This is a genomic window from Streptomyces rapamycinicus NRRL 5491 (assembly GCF_024298965.1).
Taxonomy (GTDB): Bacteria; Actinomycetota; Actinomycetes; order Streptomycetales; family Streptomycetaceae; genus Streptomyces; species Streptomyces rapamycinicus.
Genome location: NZ_CP085193.1, coordinates 5,405,615 through 5,422,694 on the forward strand (window position 1 = coordinate 5,405,615; position 17,080 = coordinate 5,422,694).

The 17,080-nt window shown below is 71.7% G+C and carries 13 protein-coding genes and 1 pseudogene; 6 read left to right on the forward strand and 8 right to left on the reverse strand.

Translation table 11 applies throughout. The features are described 5' to 3' along the window. Nucleotides 1-6: 6 nt before the first annotated feature. From LIV37_RS22230 to LIV37_RS22240, 3 genes are all read left to right on the forward strand, one after another. A complete protein-coding gene (locus tag LIV37_RS22230; RefSeq protein ID WP_020869358.1) occupies nt 7-864 on the forward strand; it encodes an SDR family oxidoreductase in 858 nt (285 codons plus the stop codon). 137 nt (nt 865-1,001) lie between these two features. Then, nucleotides 1,002-2,018, forward strand: coding sequence for an EamA family transporter RarD (gene rarD / locus LIV37_RS22235; protein WP_020869359.1), 1,017 nt, complete (start codon nt 1,002-1,004; stop codon nt 2,016-2,018). A 195-nt stretch (nt 2,019-2,213) separates the two neighbouring features. After that, complete coding sequence (locus LIV37_RS22240; protein ID WP_020869360.1) at nt 2,214-3,155, forward strand: M28 family metallopeptidase; 942 nt, start codon at nt 2,214-2,216, stop codon at nt 3,153-3,155. Between the two features lie 73 nt (nt 3,156-3,228). On the opposite strand, the gene LIV37_RS22245 is transcribed toward LIV37_RS22240, so the two are convergent. From LIV37_RS22245 to LIV37_RS22270, 6 genes and pseudogenes are all read right to left on the reverse strand, one after another. After that, complete coding sequence (locus LIV37_RS22245; protein ID WP_121824639.1) at nt 3,229-4,209, reverse strand: ABC transporter permease; 981 nt, start codon at nt 4,207-4,209, stop codon at nt 3,229-3,231. Beyond that, nucleotides 4,196-5,179: an ABC transporter ATP-binding protein gene (locus LIV37_RS22250; RefSeq protein ID WP_020869362.1), complete on the reverse strand. Its 984-nt coding sequence runs from the start codon at nt 5,177-5,179 to the stop codon at nt 4,196-4,198. The genes LIV37_RS22245 and LIV37_RS22250 overlap by 14 nt, the downstream gene beginning before the upstream one ends. Nucleotides 5,180-5,251: 72 nt before the next feature. Further along, complete coding sequence (locus tag LIV37_RS22255; protein ID WP_020869363.1) at nt 5,252-6,487, reverse strand: LolA family protein; 1,236 nt, start codon at nt 6,485-6,487, stop codon at nt 5,252-5,254. Nucleotides 6,488-6,773: 286 nt separating this feature from the next. After that, nucleotides 6,774-7,784 (reverse strand): polyprenyl synthetase family protein, encoded by a 1,011-nt coding sequence (locus LIV37_RS22260; protein ID WP_020869364.1) that lies wholly within the window; start codon nt 7,782-7,784, stop codon nt 6,774-6,776. A gap of 342 nt (nt 7,785-8,126) precedes the next feature. Next, nucleotides 8,127-9,252, reverse strand: a pseudogene (locus tag LIV37_RS22265) (FAD-dependent oxidoreductase). A 21-nt stretch (nt 9,253-9,273) separates the two neighbouring features. After that, complete coding sequence (locus tag LIV37_RS22270; protein ID WP_243146181.1) at nt 9,274-10,512, reverse strand: carboxylate--amine ligase; 1,239 nt, start codon at nt 10,510-10,512, stop codon at nt 9,274-9,276. Between the two features lie 289 nt (nt 10,513-10,801). On the opposite strand from LIV37_RS22270, the gene fahA reads away from it, so the two are divergent. The 3 genes from fahA to LIV37_RS22285 all read left to right on the forward strand — a co-directional run bounded on the left by fahA (nt 10,802) and on the right by LIV37_RS22285 (nt 13,092). After that, the gene (gene fahA, locus LIV37_RS22275; protein WP_020869367.1) at nt 10,802-12,052 is read left to right on the forward strand and encodes a fumarylacetoacetase; all 1,251 of its coding nucleotides are present in this window, start codon (nt 10,802-10,804) and stop codon (nt 12,050-12,052) included. 60 nt (nt 12,053-12,112) lie between these two features. After that, nucleotides 12,113-12,610 carry a hypothetical protein gene (locus tag LIV37_RS22280; RefSeq protein WP_020869368.1) on the forward strand — a complete coding sequence of 166 codons (498 nt, stop codon included), beginning with the start codon at nt 12,113-12,115 and terminating at the stop codon, nt 12,608-12,610. Nucleotides 12,611-12,837: 227 nt separating this feature from the next. Next, complete coding sequence (locus tag LIV37_RS22285) at nt 12,838-13,092, forward strand: HEAT repeat domain-containing protein (protein ID WP_020869369.1); 255 nt, start codon at nt 12,838-12,840, stop codon at nt 13,090-13,092. Between the two features lie 674 nt (nt 13,093-13,766). Here LIV37_RS22285 and nuoN read toward each other — a convergent pair. Continuing rightward, on the reverse strand, nt 13,767-15,419 hold the full coding sequence (gene nuoN, locus LIV37_RS22290; protein ID WP_020869370.1) for an NADH-quinone oxidoreductase subunit NuoN: 1,653 nt from the start codon (nt 15,417-15,419) through the stop codon (nt 13,767-13,769). Beyond that, nucleotides 15,416-17,080, reverse strand: a complete 1,665-nt coding sequence (locus LIV37_RS22295) for an NADH-quinone oxidoreductase subunit M (RefSeq protein WP_020869371.1) — start codon at nt 17,078-17,080, stop codon at nt 15,416-15,418. Before LIV37_RS22295 ends, nuoN begins: the two co-directional genes overlap by 4 nt.

The following is a 17,080-nucleotide window of genomic DNA, read 5'->3' on the forward strand; positions in this document are numbered from 1 at the left end:
ACGCATATGAGCATCGTCGTCACCGGAGCCACCGGCCATCTCGGCCGCCTCGTCGTCGAGGGGCTGCTGGAGAAGGTTCCCGCCGACCGGATAACCGCGGTCGTGCGCGACACCGCGAAGGCCGCCGACCTCGCCGACCGCGGGGTGCGGCTGCATGTGGCCGACTACAACCGGCCCGAGACGCTCCCCGGCGCCTTCGCCGCCGGGGACAAGGTGCTGCTGATCTCCGGCAGCGAGGTCGGGCAGCGGGTGCCGCAGCACCAGGCCGTGATCGACGCGGCCAAGGAGGCCGGTGTCGCGCTGCTCGCCTACACCAGCATCCTGGGCGGCCCCGCCGCCGACTTCTCCCTGGCCGATGAGCACAAGGTCACCGAGCAGGCGATCACCGGCTCCGGTCTGCCGTACGTGCTGCTGCGCAACGGCTGGTACAACGAGAACTACACCGACAACCTCGCCACCGTCCTGGAGCACGGCGCCGTCGTGGGCGCCGCGGGCGAGGGCCGGGTCGCCTCCGCCGCGCGCGCCGACTACGCGGCGGCCGCCGTCGCCGTACTGACCGGTGAGGGCCACGAGGGCAAGGCGTACGAGCTGTCCGGCGACACCGCCTGGGGCTTCGCCGAGTACGCCGAGGTGGTCGCCCGGCAGTCCGGCAAGGAGATCGTCTACGGCGCCGTCTCCGCGGCCGAGTACCAGTCCATCCTCACCGGCGCGGGCGTCCCCGAGCCGCTCGCCGTGATCCTCTCCGATGTCGAGGCGGCCATCGCACGCGGCCGGCTGGACGCCACCCCGGGTGAGCTGTCCCGGCTCACAGGCCGTCCGACCACGCCCATCGCGGACTCGGTGGCGGCCGCGCTGAAGGGCTGACCCGCCCCGTACGCACCACGGCCCACCTGTCATCACCGTATTCCGATACGGGAATGACAGGCGGGCCTCACCAGCGCTACCTTCGGACCCTCGGAACGGGCCCGCCGGGGGTTCGTCATGCCGTCGGGGAGGGCGCCGTGACGCCGCAGGACCAGCAGGACCGCGTCGATCGCGCCGGTCTCCTCTACGGCTTCGCGGCATACGGCATCTGGGGTCTGGTGCCGCTCTTCTGGCCGCTGCTGGAGCCCGCCGCGGCGATGGAGATCCTCGCCCACCGGATGGTGTGGTCGCTGGCGGCCGTCGGTCTGGTGCTGCTGGCGCTGCGCCGCTGGAGCTGGATACGGCCGCTGCTGCGGCAGCCCCGGCGGCTGGGCATGATCGCGCTCGCCGCGACCGTGATCTCGGTCAACTGGGGTCTGTACATCTGGGGCGTCAACAGCGGGCATGTGGTGGAGACCGCGCTCGGATACTTCATCAACCCGCTGGTCAGCATCGCCTTCGGGGTGCTGCTGCTGCGTGAGCGGCTGCGGCCCGCGCAGTGGGCGGCGGTCGGCGTCGGGGTGGTGGCCGTGGCCGTGCTGACGGTCGGCTACGGCAAGCCGCCGTGGATCGCGCTCACCCTCGCCTTCAGCTTCGCGACGTACGGGCTGGCCAAGAAGCGGGTCGGTCTCGACGGGCTGGAGTCGCTGGCCGCCGAGACCGCCGTACAGTTCCTGCCCGCGCTCGGCTTCCTGATCTGGCTCGGGGCGCACGGCGGCAGCACGTTCGGACGCGAGGGCGCCGGGCACGCCGCGCTGCTGGCGAGCTGCGGCTTCGTCACGGCGCTGCCGCTGATCTGCTTCGGGGCCTCGGCGGTGCGGCTGCCGCTGTCGACGCTCGGGATGCTCCAGTACGTGGCGCCGACCTTCCAGTTCGCCCTCGGGCTCGCCGTCTTCCACGAGTCGATGCCACCCGAACGGTGGGCGGGCTTCGCCCTCGTCTGGCTCGCGCTCGCGCTGCTGACCTGGGACGCGCTGCGCACCGCCCGGCGGGCGCGGCGGGCGCTGGCCGACGCCGCCGCGCGGGCGGAGGTGGTGTCGGCGACAGTGGAGGCCGACGCGGTTCCAGACGCCGCGGTGTCCGACCTCCGGCCGGGATCGATATCCGGCGGGTGATGTCCGGTTTCCGCCCTTGACGCGGAGTCAGCCACGCCCGGAGCATCAGCACGTTCACCGCTCCACCGCCCCACGGGCACGTGCACCACACAGCGTCACGTCATTCCGTCCTGTCACCGTTCGGAACCGGAGCCCCCCATGTCCTCATGCGCGCAAGCCCGCCCCCGAAGATCCCTGATACGGCGTACGGCCGCCATGGCCGCCGCCGGTACGGCGGTCGCCGCCCTGGTCTCGGCCGCCCCCGCCACCTCCGCCGCCGCGTCGGCACGGCACACGGCGGACGCCCGTACCACCCTCGCGGCGCCCGACATCTCCGTGGCCAATGTGAAGGCCCATCTGGCCCAGTTGCAGTCCATCGCCACCGCCAACGGCGGCAACCGGGCCCATGGCCGCCCCGGCTACAAGGCGTCGCTCGACTACATCAAGGGCAAGCTGGACGCCGCCGGATACACCACCACCGTGCAGCAGTTCACCTCCGGCGGTGCCACCGGCTACAACCTCATCGCCGACTGGCCCGGCGGCGACGCCAACAACGTGGTGTTCTCCGGCGCCCACCTCGACTCCGTCACCGCGGGCCCCGGGATCAACGACAACGGCTCGGGCTCCGCCGGAATCCTGGAGACCGCGCTCACCGTCGCCCGGCAGGGCGCGAAGCCCACCAAGCATCTGCGGTTCGCCTGGTGGGGCGCCGAGGAGCGGGGGATGGTCGGCTCGACCTACTACATCAACAACCTGCCGTCATCCGAACGGGCGAAGATCGACGGCTATCTCAACTTCGACATGATCGGCTCGCCCAACCCCGGCTACTTCGTCTATGACGACGACGCCGGGATCGAGTCGGTCTTCAAGGCGTTCTTCTCCGCCAAGGGCGTGCCCACCGAGATCGAGACCGAGGGCGACGGCCGCTCCGACCACGCGCCGTTCAAGAACAAGGGCATCCCGGTGGGCGGCCTCTTCAGCGGCGCCGACTACATCAAGACCGCCGCCCAGGCCCAGAAGTGGGGCGGCACCTCCGGTCAGGCGTTCGACCGCTGCTACCACCGCTCCTGCGACACCTCGGGCAACATCGACGACACCGCCCTGGACCGCAACAGCGACGCCATCGCCTACGCGGTCTGGACGCTCGGCGGCGCCTGATCCCGGATGATGTGCTGCCGTGTTCGGCTCCACCGGCTCCACCGGCCCCGGCCGCCCGGACCGCTCCGGCCACTCAGGCCGTTATGTCCTTCGCGGTGAACCGGGCCCAGGCCGCCGAGCCGAACACGGCCACGTACAGCCCCTGCAACCCCAGATTCTTGACCAGCTCGTCCCAGTAGACCGGCTCGCGGAGGAGATCGGCGAAGCTGAGCCAGTAGTGCGGGAAGAGATACGGGTGGATCGCGTGCAGCTGCGGAATGGTGTCGAGGATCTGCACGGTGATCACCAGCCCCACGGTCGTGGCCATGGCCGCGATCCCGCTGTTGGTGAGGGTGGAGATGAACAGCCCCACCGTCGCGATCCCCACCAGCGACAGGGCCACCAGGGCTGCCACGCCGAGCGCCCGGAGCAGCGCCTCCTCGAACGAGACGGTGATGCCCGAGATCAGCGTGACATCGCCGAGCGGGAACAGCAGCGCCCCCGTCACCAGGCTCGAGACGGCCACCACCAGCGTCGCGATCAGGCAGAAGGCCATGGTGGTGGTGAATTTGGCCAGCAGCAGACGGGTCCGCCCGGCGGGGGCGACCAGCAGATAGCGCAGCGTCCCGGAGCCCGCCTCACCGGCGATGGCGTCACCGGCGATCACGCCGATCACCATCGGCAGGAAGACCGGCAGCGTCGCCGCCAGTGACGCGAAGACCAGGAAGATCCCGTTGTTGGTGATCTGGGGGAAGAAGGCGGGGCCCGCCTCCTCTCCCCCACGGCCGCCGCCGAAGCCGCCGCCGTCGCTCGTCTCGATCTTCACCGCGATGCCGATGAGGATCGGGATCAGCGCGAGCACCCCGAGCAGCGCCAGGGTCCGCCAGCGGCGGAGGGTGACGGTCAGCTCGGAGCGGAAGAGCGCCAGGGCCCACAGGGGGCTCGGGCGGGGCGGGTTCGCGGCCCTGCCGGCCGGTGCGCCGCCGCTGTTGGCCGTCTTTGGTACGCCGGCGTCGGCCACCCTCGTCTCATCAGCCCGCGACTCATCAGCCCGCGACTCATCAGCCCGCGACATCGAAGCCCTCCCCGGTCAGCGCGACAAAGGCGTCCTCGAGCGAGGCGCGTTCGGCCCCGAAGGCCCGGACCCGCACCCCGGCGCGTACGAGGGCGGCGTTGAGATCGGCCAGTTCCAGCGGTGCGTCGGCCGCGCCGGGGCCGGGCACCGGCAGCTCGCCGGAGACGCGCTCGTCCAGGACCACCAGATCCGTCACCCCGTGCTCCTTGAGCACCCGGACCGCGTCCACCGGGTCCGGGGTGGTGACGGCCAGCCGGCCGCGGCTGCCCGCCGCCAGCTCGGCCACCGTGCCCTGGGTGATCAGACGGCCCTGGGCCATCACGGCGGCATGCGTGCACACCTGTTCGATCTCGTCAAGGAGATGGGAGGAAAGGAAGACGGTGGTGCCCTCCTCGGCCAGCTCGCGCACCAGGGCGCGGATCTCGCGCATGCCCTGCGGATCGAGGCCGTTGGTCGGCTCGTCCAGCACCAGCAGCTCTCGCGGCTGGAGCAGCGCGGCGGCCAGGCCCAGGCGCTGCTTCATGCCGAGCGAGTACGCGCGGGCCTTCTTCCCGGCCGCGGCGGCCAGCCCGACCCGGTCCAGGGCGGCCGCCACGCGGGGGGCGCGGGTGCGGGGGTCGGCGGTGGGGTCGGCCGCGTCGTAACGCAGCAGATTGTCGCGGCCGGTCAGAAACGGGTACAGGGCGGGGCCCTCGATGAGGGCGCCCACCCTGGGCAGCACGCTCCGGGCGGCGCGCGGCATCGGCTCGCCGAGCAGCCTGGCTCTGCCCGAGGTGGGCTCGATCAGGCCCATGAGCATGCGGATGGTCGTCGTCTTCCCCGAGCCATTGGGCCCGAGGAAGCCGAAGACACTGCCACGCGGCACGGACAGGTCGAGTGCGTCGACCGCGAGCTGTCCGCCCCGGTAGCGCTTGGTGAGCCCGCGGGTCTCCACCGCGGCGTCGTCCCCCTCGGCGGACCGCTGCTCCACGGGCTCCCCTTCGTTCTGCGTCGTATCCGCGCCCCGCGCCGTCCGTCACCGCGCCTTATGCGCCCAGTGGGCTCACTTGGCCGCGTTGGCGGCCTTGACCAGGGCGTCCTTGTCGACCGCGCCGACGAACACCTTGCCATCGTCGGTGAGCAGCGCGTTCACCAGCCGGGTGCTGACCACGGTGCCCGAGCCGAACTTCCCCTTGACCTCCTTGCCGAAGCCGCCGAGGAGGCCGGAAGCCGCACCCGGGCCGCTGTCGCCGCCGGGTGCCGCCGCCCCGCCGGGGGTGTCGAGCCGGGCGACCGAGTCCCAGCCCTGGCCGACGACCTTCAGCCCGGACAGGGCGCCCTGGGCGTCCTTGAAGTCCTTGGCGCCGAAGTCCTTCTGGGCGTCCCTGCGGTCGGCCTTGGGCGCCTCGGTGACCTTGGCGCCCTTGGGCGGTGTGAAGTCGAAGGAGCTCGCCTCGGGCTTGCCGAAGTCCACCTTGGTGAAGCCCACGTCGACGATCGCCTTGCCGCCGCTCTTCGGGGAGAGCGTGAACTTCAGCGGGACACCGTTGTCCGCGTCCACCGCGATACGGACGGATCCGATCGTGGAGTCGCTGTTCTGCTTGGGCTTGATCAGCAGGTCGTAGGCGTCCCGCCCGGCGACCCGGGAGGTGCCGTCGACGCTCACGTCGGTGGTGTCGTCCACGGAGGAGAGCAGCATCTTGGCCATCTCCTGGGGCGTGGCGTCCCGCAGGTCCTTCGGCATCTCCCGCCGGTGGTCGCCCTTGGCCTTCGCGTCCTTCGGGGCGGTGGCGTGGTAGGCGGAGTTGCTCCCGCTGTCGTACGCCCAGACGTCGTCGCCGTTGTGGATCATGCTGTACTCGGCGGCGTTCTCGACGATCGACACCCGCTGCTTGTCGGGGCCGTCACTGGCCACCCGCAGGGTGTGGGAGCCGGAGATCAACTCCATCAGCTTGGACTCGGGCGCGGCGGACGCGTCGCCGCCCCGCGCCCCGCCGAGGTCGGCGATGGAGCCGCCGCCGGGGAGCGAGGGAATGCCCAGATCGGTGGTGATCTTCACCGAACCGGACATCTGCTGGGCGTCCGATGCCGCCATCTTGCTGATGAGCTCTTGCGCCGAGATCTTCGGCAGATCGGGGTCACCGGTGCTGGCGAGCGCCGGGACCAGTCCTATGGTCGCCGCCGCGATGCCCGCGACGGCGACCGGGGCTGCGTACCGGGCGGCCTTCTTCCCTCGTGATGGCCGCTCTTCATCCCAGAAGCCGTCGTCGGCGACCTGTGTCGGTCGGATCCGTGCCATGTGTGCTCTACCTCCGTCGTCGGCGGCGGTTCGTCAGCTTGCACTCGTCCACCTCTCGGGCCATTGTCACCCGATCCCGCCATGTGGTGGTCTTTTCATCCCACCAAATCGTTCGACGTGGCGCGTCAGCCCGCAGGATCACCTCGGCGTAATGCTCGGGGATGACGCCGCTCCACCGGGAGTCAGGGTCCTACTCCCCCGGGAGTCACCGGCGGGCTCCCCGGGATCGGGGGCGGGGCGAGGTGGAACGGGCGCCGGGCGGGGTGGAACGCGCGCCGGGCGAGGGTCACCCGGCCCGGTGGACCACCGCGTCGCACAGCCCCTCGAGGGCCGCCTTCGCCGGGCCCTCGGGCAGCGGCGCCAGCATCGAACGGGCCTCCGCCGCATAGCGGACCGTGACCCGGCGGGCCCGCTCCAGCGCCGGATGGGCGCGCAGCCGCCGCAGCACCTCGGCATGGCGCGCGTCATCGGCGAGATCGCCCGCGAGCAGCTCGCACAGCTCACGGTCCTCGGCCGAACCGGTCGCCTCGGCCTGCTCCCGCACATAGAGCACGGGCAGGGTGGCCACGCCCTCGCGCAGATCGGTGCCGGGGGTCTTACCGGACTCATGGCTGTCGCTGGCGATGTCCAGTACGTCGTCGGCGAGCTGGAAGGCCATGCCGAGCCGCTCGCCGTACTGGGTGAGGATGCTGACGATGCTCTCGTCGGCGCCCGACATCATCGCGCCGAACCGGCCGGAGACGGCGATCAGCGAGCCCGTCTTGCCGGCCAGCACATCCAGGTAGTGCTCGACCGGGTCACGGCCGTCACGTGGGCCCGCCGTCTCCAGGATCTGCCCGGTGACCAGCCGCTCGAACGCCTCGGCCTGGATCCGTACCGCCTCGGGGCCGAGGTCGGCCAGGATGTGCGAGGCGCGGGCGAAGAGGAAGTCGCCGGTGAGGACCGCCACCGAGTTGCCCCAGCGGGCGTTGGCGCTGGAGACGCCGCGCCGCACCTCCGCCTCGTCCATCACATCGTCGTGGTACAGCGTCGCCAGATGGGTGAGCTCGACGACCACCGCCGAGGGCACCACTCCGGGTGCGTGGGGGTCACCGAACTGCGCGGCCAGCAGCACCAGCAGGGGCCGGAACCGCTTCCCCCCGGCCCGTACCAGATGCTGTGCGGCCTCCGTGATGAAGGGCACATCGCTTTTGGTGGCCTCCAGCAGGCCCTCTTCGACCGCCGTCAGCCCGGCCTGGGTGTCGGCTTCCAGAGTCCGGTCCCGCACGCTCAGCCCCAAGGGCCCGACGAAGCTCACGGGGTACTCCTGTCTGCCTACGAATGACGCGAATGTCGATGTGTCGCTGCCTCCACCAACAGGCAGCGTATCCGGTCGGGTATCGATCACTGTTGGCGCCTTCCCGCCTTGTGCGCCTCTCACCGTTCTCTCCCGAACCGACCGCTTCACATCGCAGTACCGCGATCGCAGCAGATCATTCATGCCCCGGACCCCATCCGGCCGCCCGCCCGGATCGCACCCGGCCGCTTGGCCGGATCCCACCCGGCCGCCCGGTCTGACCGCCGGACGGTCCGCCGAACCGGCCGTCGAGCGGGGCCGGTCACCGGCCGGGGCGGGCCGATGGCCGTGGGCGGGGCCCGCTCATCCGTGCATGGCGGCCACCGCCTTCGCCAGCCGTGGCGACGCGTACTCCGTACCGCAGACGAACCGCATCACCGGGCCGAAACTCGCCGCCGCGGGCAGCCCGGTGAAGTACAGCCCCGGGACCGAGGAGCCATAACCGGCGTCGAGCCAGGGGCCCCGGCTCCGGTGACCAACTCGGTACGGAGCCCGGGCCCGAGGAAGTCCAGCGCCGCGACGCTCATCCGATAGCCCGTAGCGGCCATCACATGGTCGGCGGCCGGCTCACCGACCCGGCCGTCCCCCTGCAGGGTGAGCACCGGCCGGCCGTCGTTCCCCACCGTGACCCGGCTGATCCGCCGCCCCTGGGTGACCCGGACCCGCCCGGCGAAGCGGTCCCTCAGCCACCAGGCGCCCTTGGACCCCCAGCACCCTGCGCACCAGATACTCCCGGGCCGGTACGGGCAGCCGCCGGAAACCCACGGCGTGGTACGACAGCGCGTACAGCGACCAGGCGCGGCCGACCGGCGACTCGGGCCGCACCGGCGGGGTGCCGAAGGCGACCGCGCGCGGCCCCCGGGCCACCACCCGCACCGCGGCGGCGCCCGCCTCGGCCAGCAGCACCGCGCTCTCCAGCGCCGACTGCCCGGCCCCGACGACCACCACCTCACGCCCGCGGAAGCGGCCGAGGTCGCGATGGTGCGAACTGTGGGAGACGGGGCCGCCCGGAGCGGGTCCGTCCGGTACGTCGGCGGCCAGCTCCCGGGGGAGGTGGGCGAGCCCGCTGAGCCCGCTGGCGACGACGACGGCGCGCGTGGTGAACTGCTCCCCCGAGTCCAGCTTCAGCTCGAACCGGCCGCCCCGCCGGTCCACCGCCACCACCCGCTCCAGCTCCAGCCCCAGCTCCAGCCCCAGCCCCAGCCCCAGCTCCAGCTCCAGCTCCAGCTCCAGCTCCAGCTCCAGCTCCAGCTCCGGCGATGTTCGAGGCGACCGGTGTGGACTTGAGCAGCATGCCCGCGGGCATCTGCTCCCGCCAGCTCACCATCGGCTCCCCGAAGACACGGACCGGCAGCCCGTGGGCGCGGAGGTGAGCGGCGGTCGACAGACCGTACGGACCGGCGCCGATGACCGCTACCGGATCGTTCATGAATCCCCCAAGGTGTCGCGTTCACTTGGCGCGCCACAGCCGGTACAGCTGTGCCGCGCCGGGCCGCAGCGAGCGGGCCAGCATGGTGAAGAACGGCCTCATGTCGTCCCGCGCGGCCCAGGCGAGCTCGGTCCCGCTCGCCCGCGCCGGGGCGTGCGGGGTGGTGTAACCACTGCGGCGGTAGGCGAGCAGCGCGGGCAGGTCGACGTTCTCGACCAGGAACCGCCGGGCCGGCCGCTGCCGGGCCCCGGGGACCGCGCGTCCGGTCAGATCGAGATGCTGGGCCCGTACGACATCGATCCGCGCCGCGTTCTCGAAGAGCCGGAACTGGGCGCCCATCCGCGGATTGAAGTCCAGCAACTTGTACCGTCCGTCACGCCGGTCGAAGCGCCAATCCAGATCGACGATGCCGCTGAAGCCGATCCGCTGGACGAACCGGGCCGCCATCCGTGCCAGTTCCTCGTTCTCCACCGCATAGGCGCACGCCGTCATGCCCGCGTGCGGCGGCCAGGACCGCACCTTGACCCCGGTGAACATCGCCAGCGGTGTGCTCCGGGCGTCGAAGTACGCGTGCACTATCCAGTCCTCGGCCTCCTCTCTCGGCAGATACTCCTGTAAGACCACCCCCGGCCGCGGCCCCCACCGCCGCGCCAGCTCCATCAGCTCCCGCGGGCCCTCGATCCGCGTGGTGCCGCACACCGCGGGCTTCTTCCGCCGCTCGAACGCCTCCCGGTTCTTGGCGACCACCGGAAACCGGGCGCCGGCCGCGAACGCCTTGACATCGGCATAGGTGTCCGGGAAGGCGCCCTCGGGCGTGGGCACCCCGTGCTTGACGCACAGCTCGTGCAGCCCCCGCTTGCTCGCCAGCCGTCTGGGCAACTCGGGCTCGGCGCGCGGGAAGAGAAAGCGGCCCTCCCCGGCGAGCCGGTCCGCGTGCTCGGCGATCAGCACGGCCGCCTCCTCGTCGGTGGGCAGCAGCACCGTCGGCCGGCCGATCGCCCGCCCCATCCGCAGCAGCCCCTCCACCAACCGCTCCGGCCGCTCCTCGCCGGTGGTCGGCCAGACGAAGGCCCTCCTCAGATAGCGCGAGAGCGCCGCCGGGGTCCAACGGTCCTCGGTGACCGCGTACATGGGGACACCGAGACGCCCCAGGGACCGGATGGCGCCGACGCCACCGTGATGCAGCGGATAGTGGCCGATCTTCACGATGAGAGCGGGCACGGAACGGTCCACCGAGAACGGCACGGCACTGCTCGCCACGAGTCCCCCTTGGTCACCGCAGCGCAGTGGCCCCCCCACTGTGCGTGACCCTGATGAAGGACGCTACTTCGGAATCGCCGCCTCCAGTAAGGATTTTCCGGACATTGCCATATCTTTAGGGAGTAGCCGACACCGTGTCATCCCTCCTTGTCCCCGACCTCCGGCATGGCCCGCGCCCGGCCACCGGCGCCGCCCTGACCACCGGCCTTGCCCTGCGCCTTTCCCGCACTCCCGGCGCCTTAGGGTGTGCTGCGTCCCACAGTGACGAGGAGAAGGCGAGGCAGCCCCGATGCCGCAGCGATCCCCGCTGGACCTGCCCGAAGGCGACCCCTTCGGCCCGCACAACCTCCCCTATGGCGTCTTCACCGCGCCGCACGCTCCTCATCTGCGGAAGATCGGGGTGCGCTACGGAAACCATGTGCTCGACGTGGGCGCCGCCGCGGCCGCCACCGCCTCCCCGCACGCCGAGCCGCTGGGCGCCGACACCCTCAACCCGCTGATGGCCGCGGGCCGCCCGGTCTGGCAGGCCGTGCGCGCCGAGGTGCTCGACTGGCTCACCGACCCGGGGCACCGCTCGACCATCGAGCCGCTGATGCATCCCCTCCCCACCGTGGCGCTCCACCTCCCCTTCGAGGTGGCCGACTACGCCGACTTCTATGCGAGCGAGCACCACGCCACCAACACGGGCAGGATCTTCCGCCCCGACGGCGAGGCGCTCACCCCCAACTGGAAGCACATGCCGATCGGCTACCACGGCCGGGCCGGCACCATCCTCGTCTCGGGCACGCCCATCGTCCGCCCGCAGGGCCAGCATCTGCCCCCGGCCGATACCTCCGCACCACACGCTTCCTCCCCCACTCCGGTCTTCGGCCCCTCCCTGCGCCTCGACTTCGAAGCGGAGGTGGCCTTCGTCGTCGGCGCCCCTTCCACTGTGAATACACCGGTGCCGCTCTCCGGGTTCCACGACCACGTCTTCGGCGTCTGTCTGCTCAACGACTGGTCCGCGCGCGACATCCAGGCGTGGGAGTACCGTCCGCTCGGCCCCTTCCTCGGCAAGTCCTTCGCCACCTCGCTCGCCGCGTGGGTCACCCCGCTGGACGCCCTCGCCGCGGCCCGTACCGGCCCTCCCGCCCGCGACGTCCCGCCCCTCCCCTACCTGGACGACAGCGCCGCCGGGCCCGGTGGGCTCGATCTGCGCCTGGAGGTCGCGCTCAACGGCCACACGATCTCCCGCCCGCCCTTCTCCGCCATGTACTGGACCGCGGCCCAGCAGCTCGCCCACCTGACGGTGAACGGCGCCTCGCTGCGCACCGGGGACCTCTTCGCCTCCGGCACGGTCAGCGGTCCGCGCCCGGACGAGCTCGGCTGTCTCCTCGAACTCACCTGGGGCGGCCGCGACCCCCTGCGGCTCCCCGACGGCGCCCGGACCTTCCTGGAGGACGGCGACGAGGTGACCGTCACGGCCTGGGCGCCGGGCCCGCAGGGGACTCGTATCGGCCTGGGCGAGGTGACCGGCCAGGTGGTCCCGGCCACGCCCTGACGCGGCTGCTAATTTGTCGTGCTCCTGCCCTGACGATCCCGGACGACCGAGGAGAAGCACGTGAAGAAGGCAGTGAGCATCGCCGGCACGGCGGCGGCGGCCGCCCTGTTGCTGACCGCATGCGGCAGTGACGGTGGCGACGACAAGAAGGACACATCCAAGGACCCCTCCTCCGCGTCGAGCGCCCCGGCGGAGGGGGGCGCGGACACGAAGGTCTCCGGCACCTATGTGGCGAAGGCCGGTGAGGGGGCCGTCATCCTGTCCATCAGCGGCAAGAAGGCCGTCCTGATGGCCGACAAGCACATCTGCAGCGGCGAGTACGCCGACATGGGCGGGAAGATGCTCATGCTCAAGTGCGCCGACGGCAACACCGACCGCAGCGCGGGCAAGGTCACCGCGAGCGCGGACGGCAAGACCCTCACGGTCGACTGGGACGCGCTCGCCAAGAACGACACGTTCATCAAGGCGACCTCGCCCGGTGACCTCCCCTCGGGCCTGCCGACGTCGCTGCCCTCGGGCCTCCCGACCGATGTGCCGACCGGCCTCCCGACCGGCTGAACCACGGCGCCGGACCCCCTCCGGCACCCCGGGCCCCCGGCGCGCAGGCGCGCGGGGGGCCCGCCGCGCGCAGTGGCAGATCTTGCCGCCGCGGGAACGAAACCGCAGGCAGAAGCGGTAGGGAAGCCGCCGTCAGGTGGCGCAATACTTCGGCAACACCATCGGCCGGGCCCGCCCTGGAGGCCCTGGCCTCGGCCGGGTGCCCGGCGCCGCTGGACGCCGAGGCGGTGGCGGCGCTGGGCGATACCGCCTGGCAGGTGCGCAAGGGGGCGGCGACGGCGCTGTCCGCCGCCGCGCCGGGCCTGGGCGTCCCCGCCCTGACCCGGGCCCTGGCCGACCCGCACGCTGACGTCCGTAAGGCGGCGGTGCTGGCGCTGTTGCCGCTGGCGGAGCGGGAGCCGGGTGCCCGGGAGGCGCTGGCGTCGGTCCGCTCCGACCCGGACGCGGATGTCCGCGCGTACGCGGCCAAGGCGACGGCTTAGCGTCGGCGCCTGCGGCGGGCTTGCCCCCACCCCGCCCCTTCCCGCTGCATCCGATTTGCGGCTCCGCCGCGCGGCATGGGACTCCGCCCCCCGGACCCCGCCGGGGCTCCGCCCAGGACCCCGCTCCTCAATCGCCGGAGGGGCTGGAATTACCCCTCCCGCACCGGAAACCTACGCACCCCGGCGTCTGGCATCGTCGCACGGTGCGGCGGGGACGGCTCCACCCCGGCCGGGCGCGCGCACCGCCGCCATATCCCTGCCCGGCCAGAGGCCAAGGGCAGAGCCCTGGAACCGACGCACTGCCCCTGCCGAAGCGGGGTCCAGGGGCACAGCCCTGGAAGGCGGGGTCCAGGGGCACAGCCCTGGAACTGACGCACTGCCCCTGCCAAAGCGGGGTCCAGGGGCACAGCCCTGGAACTGACGCACTGCCCCTGCCGAAGCGGGGTCCAGGGGCGCAGCCCCTGGGATCGGGGAGGGGCGGGGTGGGGGATGGCTCCGCCCCGGCCCGGGCGCCGTCGTGGTGTTCCCCAGCGCAGGGTTCAGCGGCGCAGCTTCCTGGGTTTGGGGAATGGCTTCGGCCGGGCTCGGGCACCGTCTCGGTGTCCGGGCCCGGCCGGGGGGCCAGGGGGCGGAGCCCCATGGGTTCGGGGTGGGGCGAGCGGGGTGGGGGAGGGCTAGCGGACGAAGACTCCCGCCTGACTCGCGAGGTCCAGGAAGTACTGCGGGGCGACGCCCAGGACGAGCGTGACCGCCACGCCGATCGCGATGGCCGACGAGGTCAGCGGGCTCGGCACGGCCACGGACGGGCCGTCCGTGCGCGGCTCGCTGAAGAACATCAGCACGATCACCCGGATGTAGAAGAACGCGGCGACCGCCGAGGAGATCACACCGACCACCACCAGCGCGCCCGCACCGCCGTCGGCCGCCGCCTTGAAGACCGCGAATTTCCCGGCGAAGCCGCTGGTCAGCGGGATACCGGCGAAGGCCAGCAGGAAGACCGCGAAGACGGCGGCCACCAGGGGCGAACGGCGCCCGAGACCGGCCCACTTGGACAGGTGGGTGGCCTCGCCGCCCGCGTCCCGCACCAGGGTGACCACCGCGAAGGCGCCGAGGGTCACGAAGGAGTACGCGGCGAGGTAGAAGAGGACGGAGGAGATGCCGTCGGGCGTGGTGGCGATGACACCGGCCAGGATGAACCCGGCGTGGGCGATCGAGGAGTACGCCAGCAGCCGCTTCACATCGGTCTGGGTGACGGCCACGATCGCGCCGCCGAGCATGGTGACGATGGCGACGCCCCACATCACCGGCCGCCAGTCCCAGCGCAGCCCGGGCAGCACGACGTAGAGCAGCCGCAGCAGCGCGCCGAAGGCCGCGACCTTGGTGGCCGCCGCCATGAAGCCGGTCACCGGGGTGGGGGCGCCCTGGTAGACGTCGGGGGTCCACATGTGGAACGGCACGGCGCCGATCTTGAACAGCAGCCCCATCAGCACCATCGCCCCGCCGATCAGCAGCAGCGCGTCATTGCCCATGGTCCCGGCGAGCGCCGGGGTGACATTCCTGACCTGGCCGTCGACGACGTCCGCGATCCCGGAGTAGGCGACCGTGCCCGCGTAGCCGTACAGCAGGGCGATGCCGAAGAGCAGGAACGCGGAGGAGAAGGCGCCCAGCAGGAAGTACTTGACCGCGGCCTCCTGCGACAGCGCGCGATGGCGCCGGGCGAGGGCGCACAGGATGTACAGCGGCAGGGAGAAGACCTCCAGCGCCACGAAGAGCGTCAGCAGATCGTTGGCGGACGGGAAGACCAGCATGCCGCCGACCGCGAAGAGGACCAGCGGAAAGACCTCGGTGGTGGTGAACCCCGCCTTGACGGCGGCCTTTTCGGCGTCGCCGCCGGGCACGGCGGCGGCCTGGGCCGCGAAGGAGTCGACACGGTTGCCGTGCACCACCGGATCGAGCCGCCGCTCGGCGAAGGTGAACACCGACACCAGCGCCACCAGGAGAATGGTCCCCTGCAGGAAGAGCGCCGGTCCGTCGACCGCGATCGCGCCCATGGCCGCGACACGGGCCTTGCTGGTGCCGTAGTCACCGGCGGCGAGGCCGATCACGGCGGCGAAGGCCGCGGCCAGGGCGACCACGGAGACGAACAGCTGCGCCACGTACCGCTGGCGGCGCGGGAGGAACGCCTCGATCAGGACGCCGACGATCGCGGCGCCGAGCACGATCAGCGTGGGCGACAGCTGCCCGTACTCGATATCGGGCGACGGGATCTTGTCGGGCGCCGCCGCCGCTGTTGTCCACAGGCTGTGGACAGTGGCCGCGTGGGTCACTTGGCACCTCCGGAAGCACCGTCGTGGGAAGCACCCTCGGACTTCGGGCTGTAGTTGAACCAGCCCGCGTCGGTGACGGGGTGATCGGGCTTGGGATCCTTCTTGTCCACCACGGACATCGTGTGGTCGACCGCCGGGTTGACGATGTCGGCGAGCGGCTTCGGATAGACCCCGAGGAAGATCAGCAGCGCGATGAGCGGGGCCACGACGACCAGCTCACGCACCCGCAGATCGGGCATGGACCGTACCTCGGCCTTCACCGGACCGGTCATGGTGCGTTGGTAGAGGATCAGGACGTAGAGCGCCGCCAGCACTATTCCGACGGTCGCGATCACGCCGAACGCCGGGTAGCGGCTGAACGTGCCGACCAGGACCAGGAATTCGCTGATGAACGGCGCGAGCCCGGGCAGCGAGAGGGTGGCGAGCCCGCCGATCAGGAAGGTGCCGGCGAGCACCGGCGCCACCTTCTGCACCCCGCCGTAGTCGGCGATGAGCCGCGAACCGCGCCGGGTGATCAGGAACCCGGCCACCAGCATCAGCGCGGCCGTGGAGACGCCGTGGTTGACCATGTAGAGGGTGGCGCCGCCCTGGCCCTGGGTGGTCATCGCGAAGATGCCCAGGATGATGAAGCCGAAGTGGGAGATCGAGGCGTAGGCGATCAGCCGCTTGATGTCCCGCTGGCCGATCGCCAGCAGCGCCCCGTAGATGATGCTGATGAGCGCCAGGATCATGATCGCCGGAGTGGCCCACTTGCTGGCCTCCGGGAAGAGCTGGAGGCAGAAGCGGAGCATCGCGAAGGTGCCGACCTTGTCGACCACCGCGGTGATCAGCACGGCGACCGGGGCGGTGGACTCCCCCATCGCGTTGGGCAGCCAGGTGTGCAGCGGCCACAGCGGCGCCTTCACCGCGAAGGCGAAGAAGAAGCCGAGGAAGAGCAGCCGCTCGGTGCTGGTCGCCATGTCCAGATGGCCGCCCGCCCGCGCCTGGACGATCTCCTGGAGCGAGAAGGTGCCGGTGCCGAGCTGATCGGCGGTGACCGCGTACAGACCGACCACCGCGGCGAGCATGATCAGCCCGCCCGCCAGGTTGTAGAGCAGGAACTTCACCGCGGCGTACGAGCGCTGAGTGGCCGTCTCCTCCTCGGAGCGGCCCCCGGCCCGGTCCCCGAAGCCCCCGATGAGGAAGTACATCGGGATCAGCATGGCCTCGAAGAAGATGTAGAAGAGGAAGACGTCGGTGGCCTCGAAGGAGATCACCACCATCGCCTCGACCATCAGGATCAGCGCGAAGAACCCCTGGGTGGGCCGCCAGCGGCGGTTGGGGCGGGCGCCTTCCAGCGGATCGGCGTCATGCCAGCCCGCCAGGATGATGAAGGGGATGAGCACGGCGGTGAGCGCGATCAGCGCGACCGCGATCCCGTCCACGCCCAGTTCGTAACGGACCCCGAAGTCCTTGATCCAGGCGTGCGATTCGGTGAGCTGGAAGCGGGCGCCGCCGGGGTCGAAGCGGACCAGCACGACCGCCGCGAGGGCGAGGGTGACCAGGGAGAAGCCCAGCGCCACCCACTTGGCGGCGGCGCGCTGGGCGGCGGGCACGGCGGCGGTGGCCACCGCGCCGAGCGCGGGTACCACGGCCGTGGCCGTCAGCAGGGGAAATGACAT

Coding starts and splice junctions, on each gene's coding strand:
- fahA (WP_020869367.1), top strand. CDS start 10,802: ATGCCGCAGCGATCCCCGCTGGACCTGCCCGAAGGCGACCCCTTCGGC.
- LIV37_RS22230 (WP_020869358.1), top strand. CDS start 7: ATGAGCATCGTCGTCACCGGAGCCACCGGCCATCTCGGCCGCCTCGTC.
- LIV37_RS22245 (WP_121824639.1), bottom strand. CDS start 4,209: ATGTCGCGGGCTGATGAGTCGCGGGCTGATGAGTCGCGGGCTGATGAG.
- LIV37_RS22255 (WP_020869363.1), bottom strand. CDS start 6,487: ATGGCACGGATCCGACCGACACAGGTCGCCGACGACGGCTTCTGGGAT.
- LIV37_RS22295 (WP_020869371.1), bottom strand. CDS start 17,080: ATGTCATTTCCCCTGCTGACGGCCACGGCCGTGGTACCCGCGCTCGGC.
- LIV37_RS22240 (WP_020869360.1), top strand. CDS start 2,214: ATGGCCGCCGCCGGTACGGCGGTCGCCGCCCTGGTCTCGGCCGCCCCC.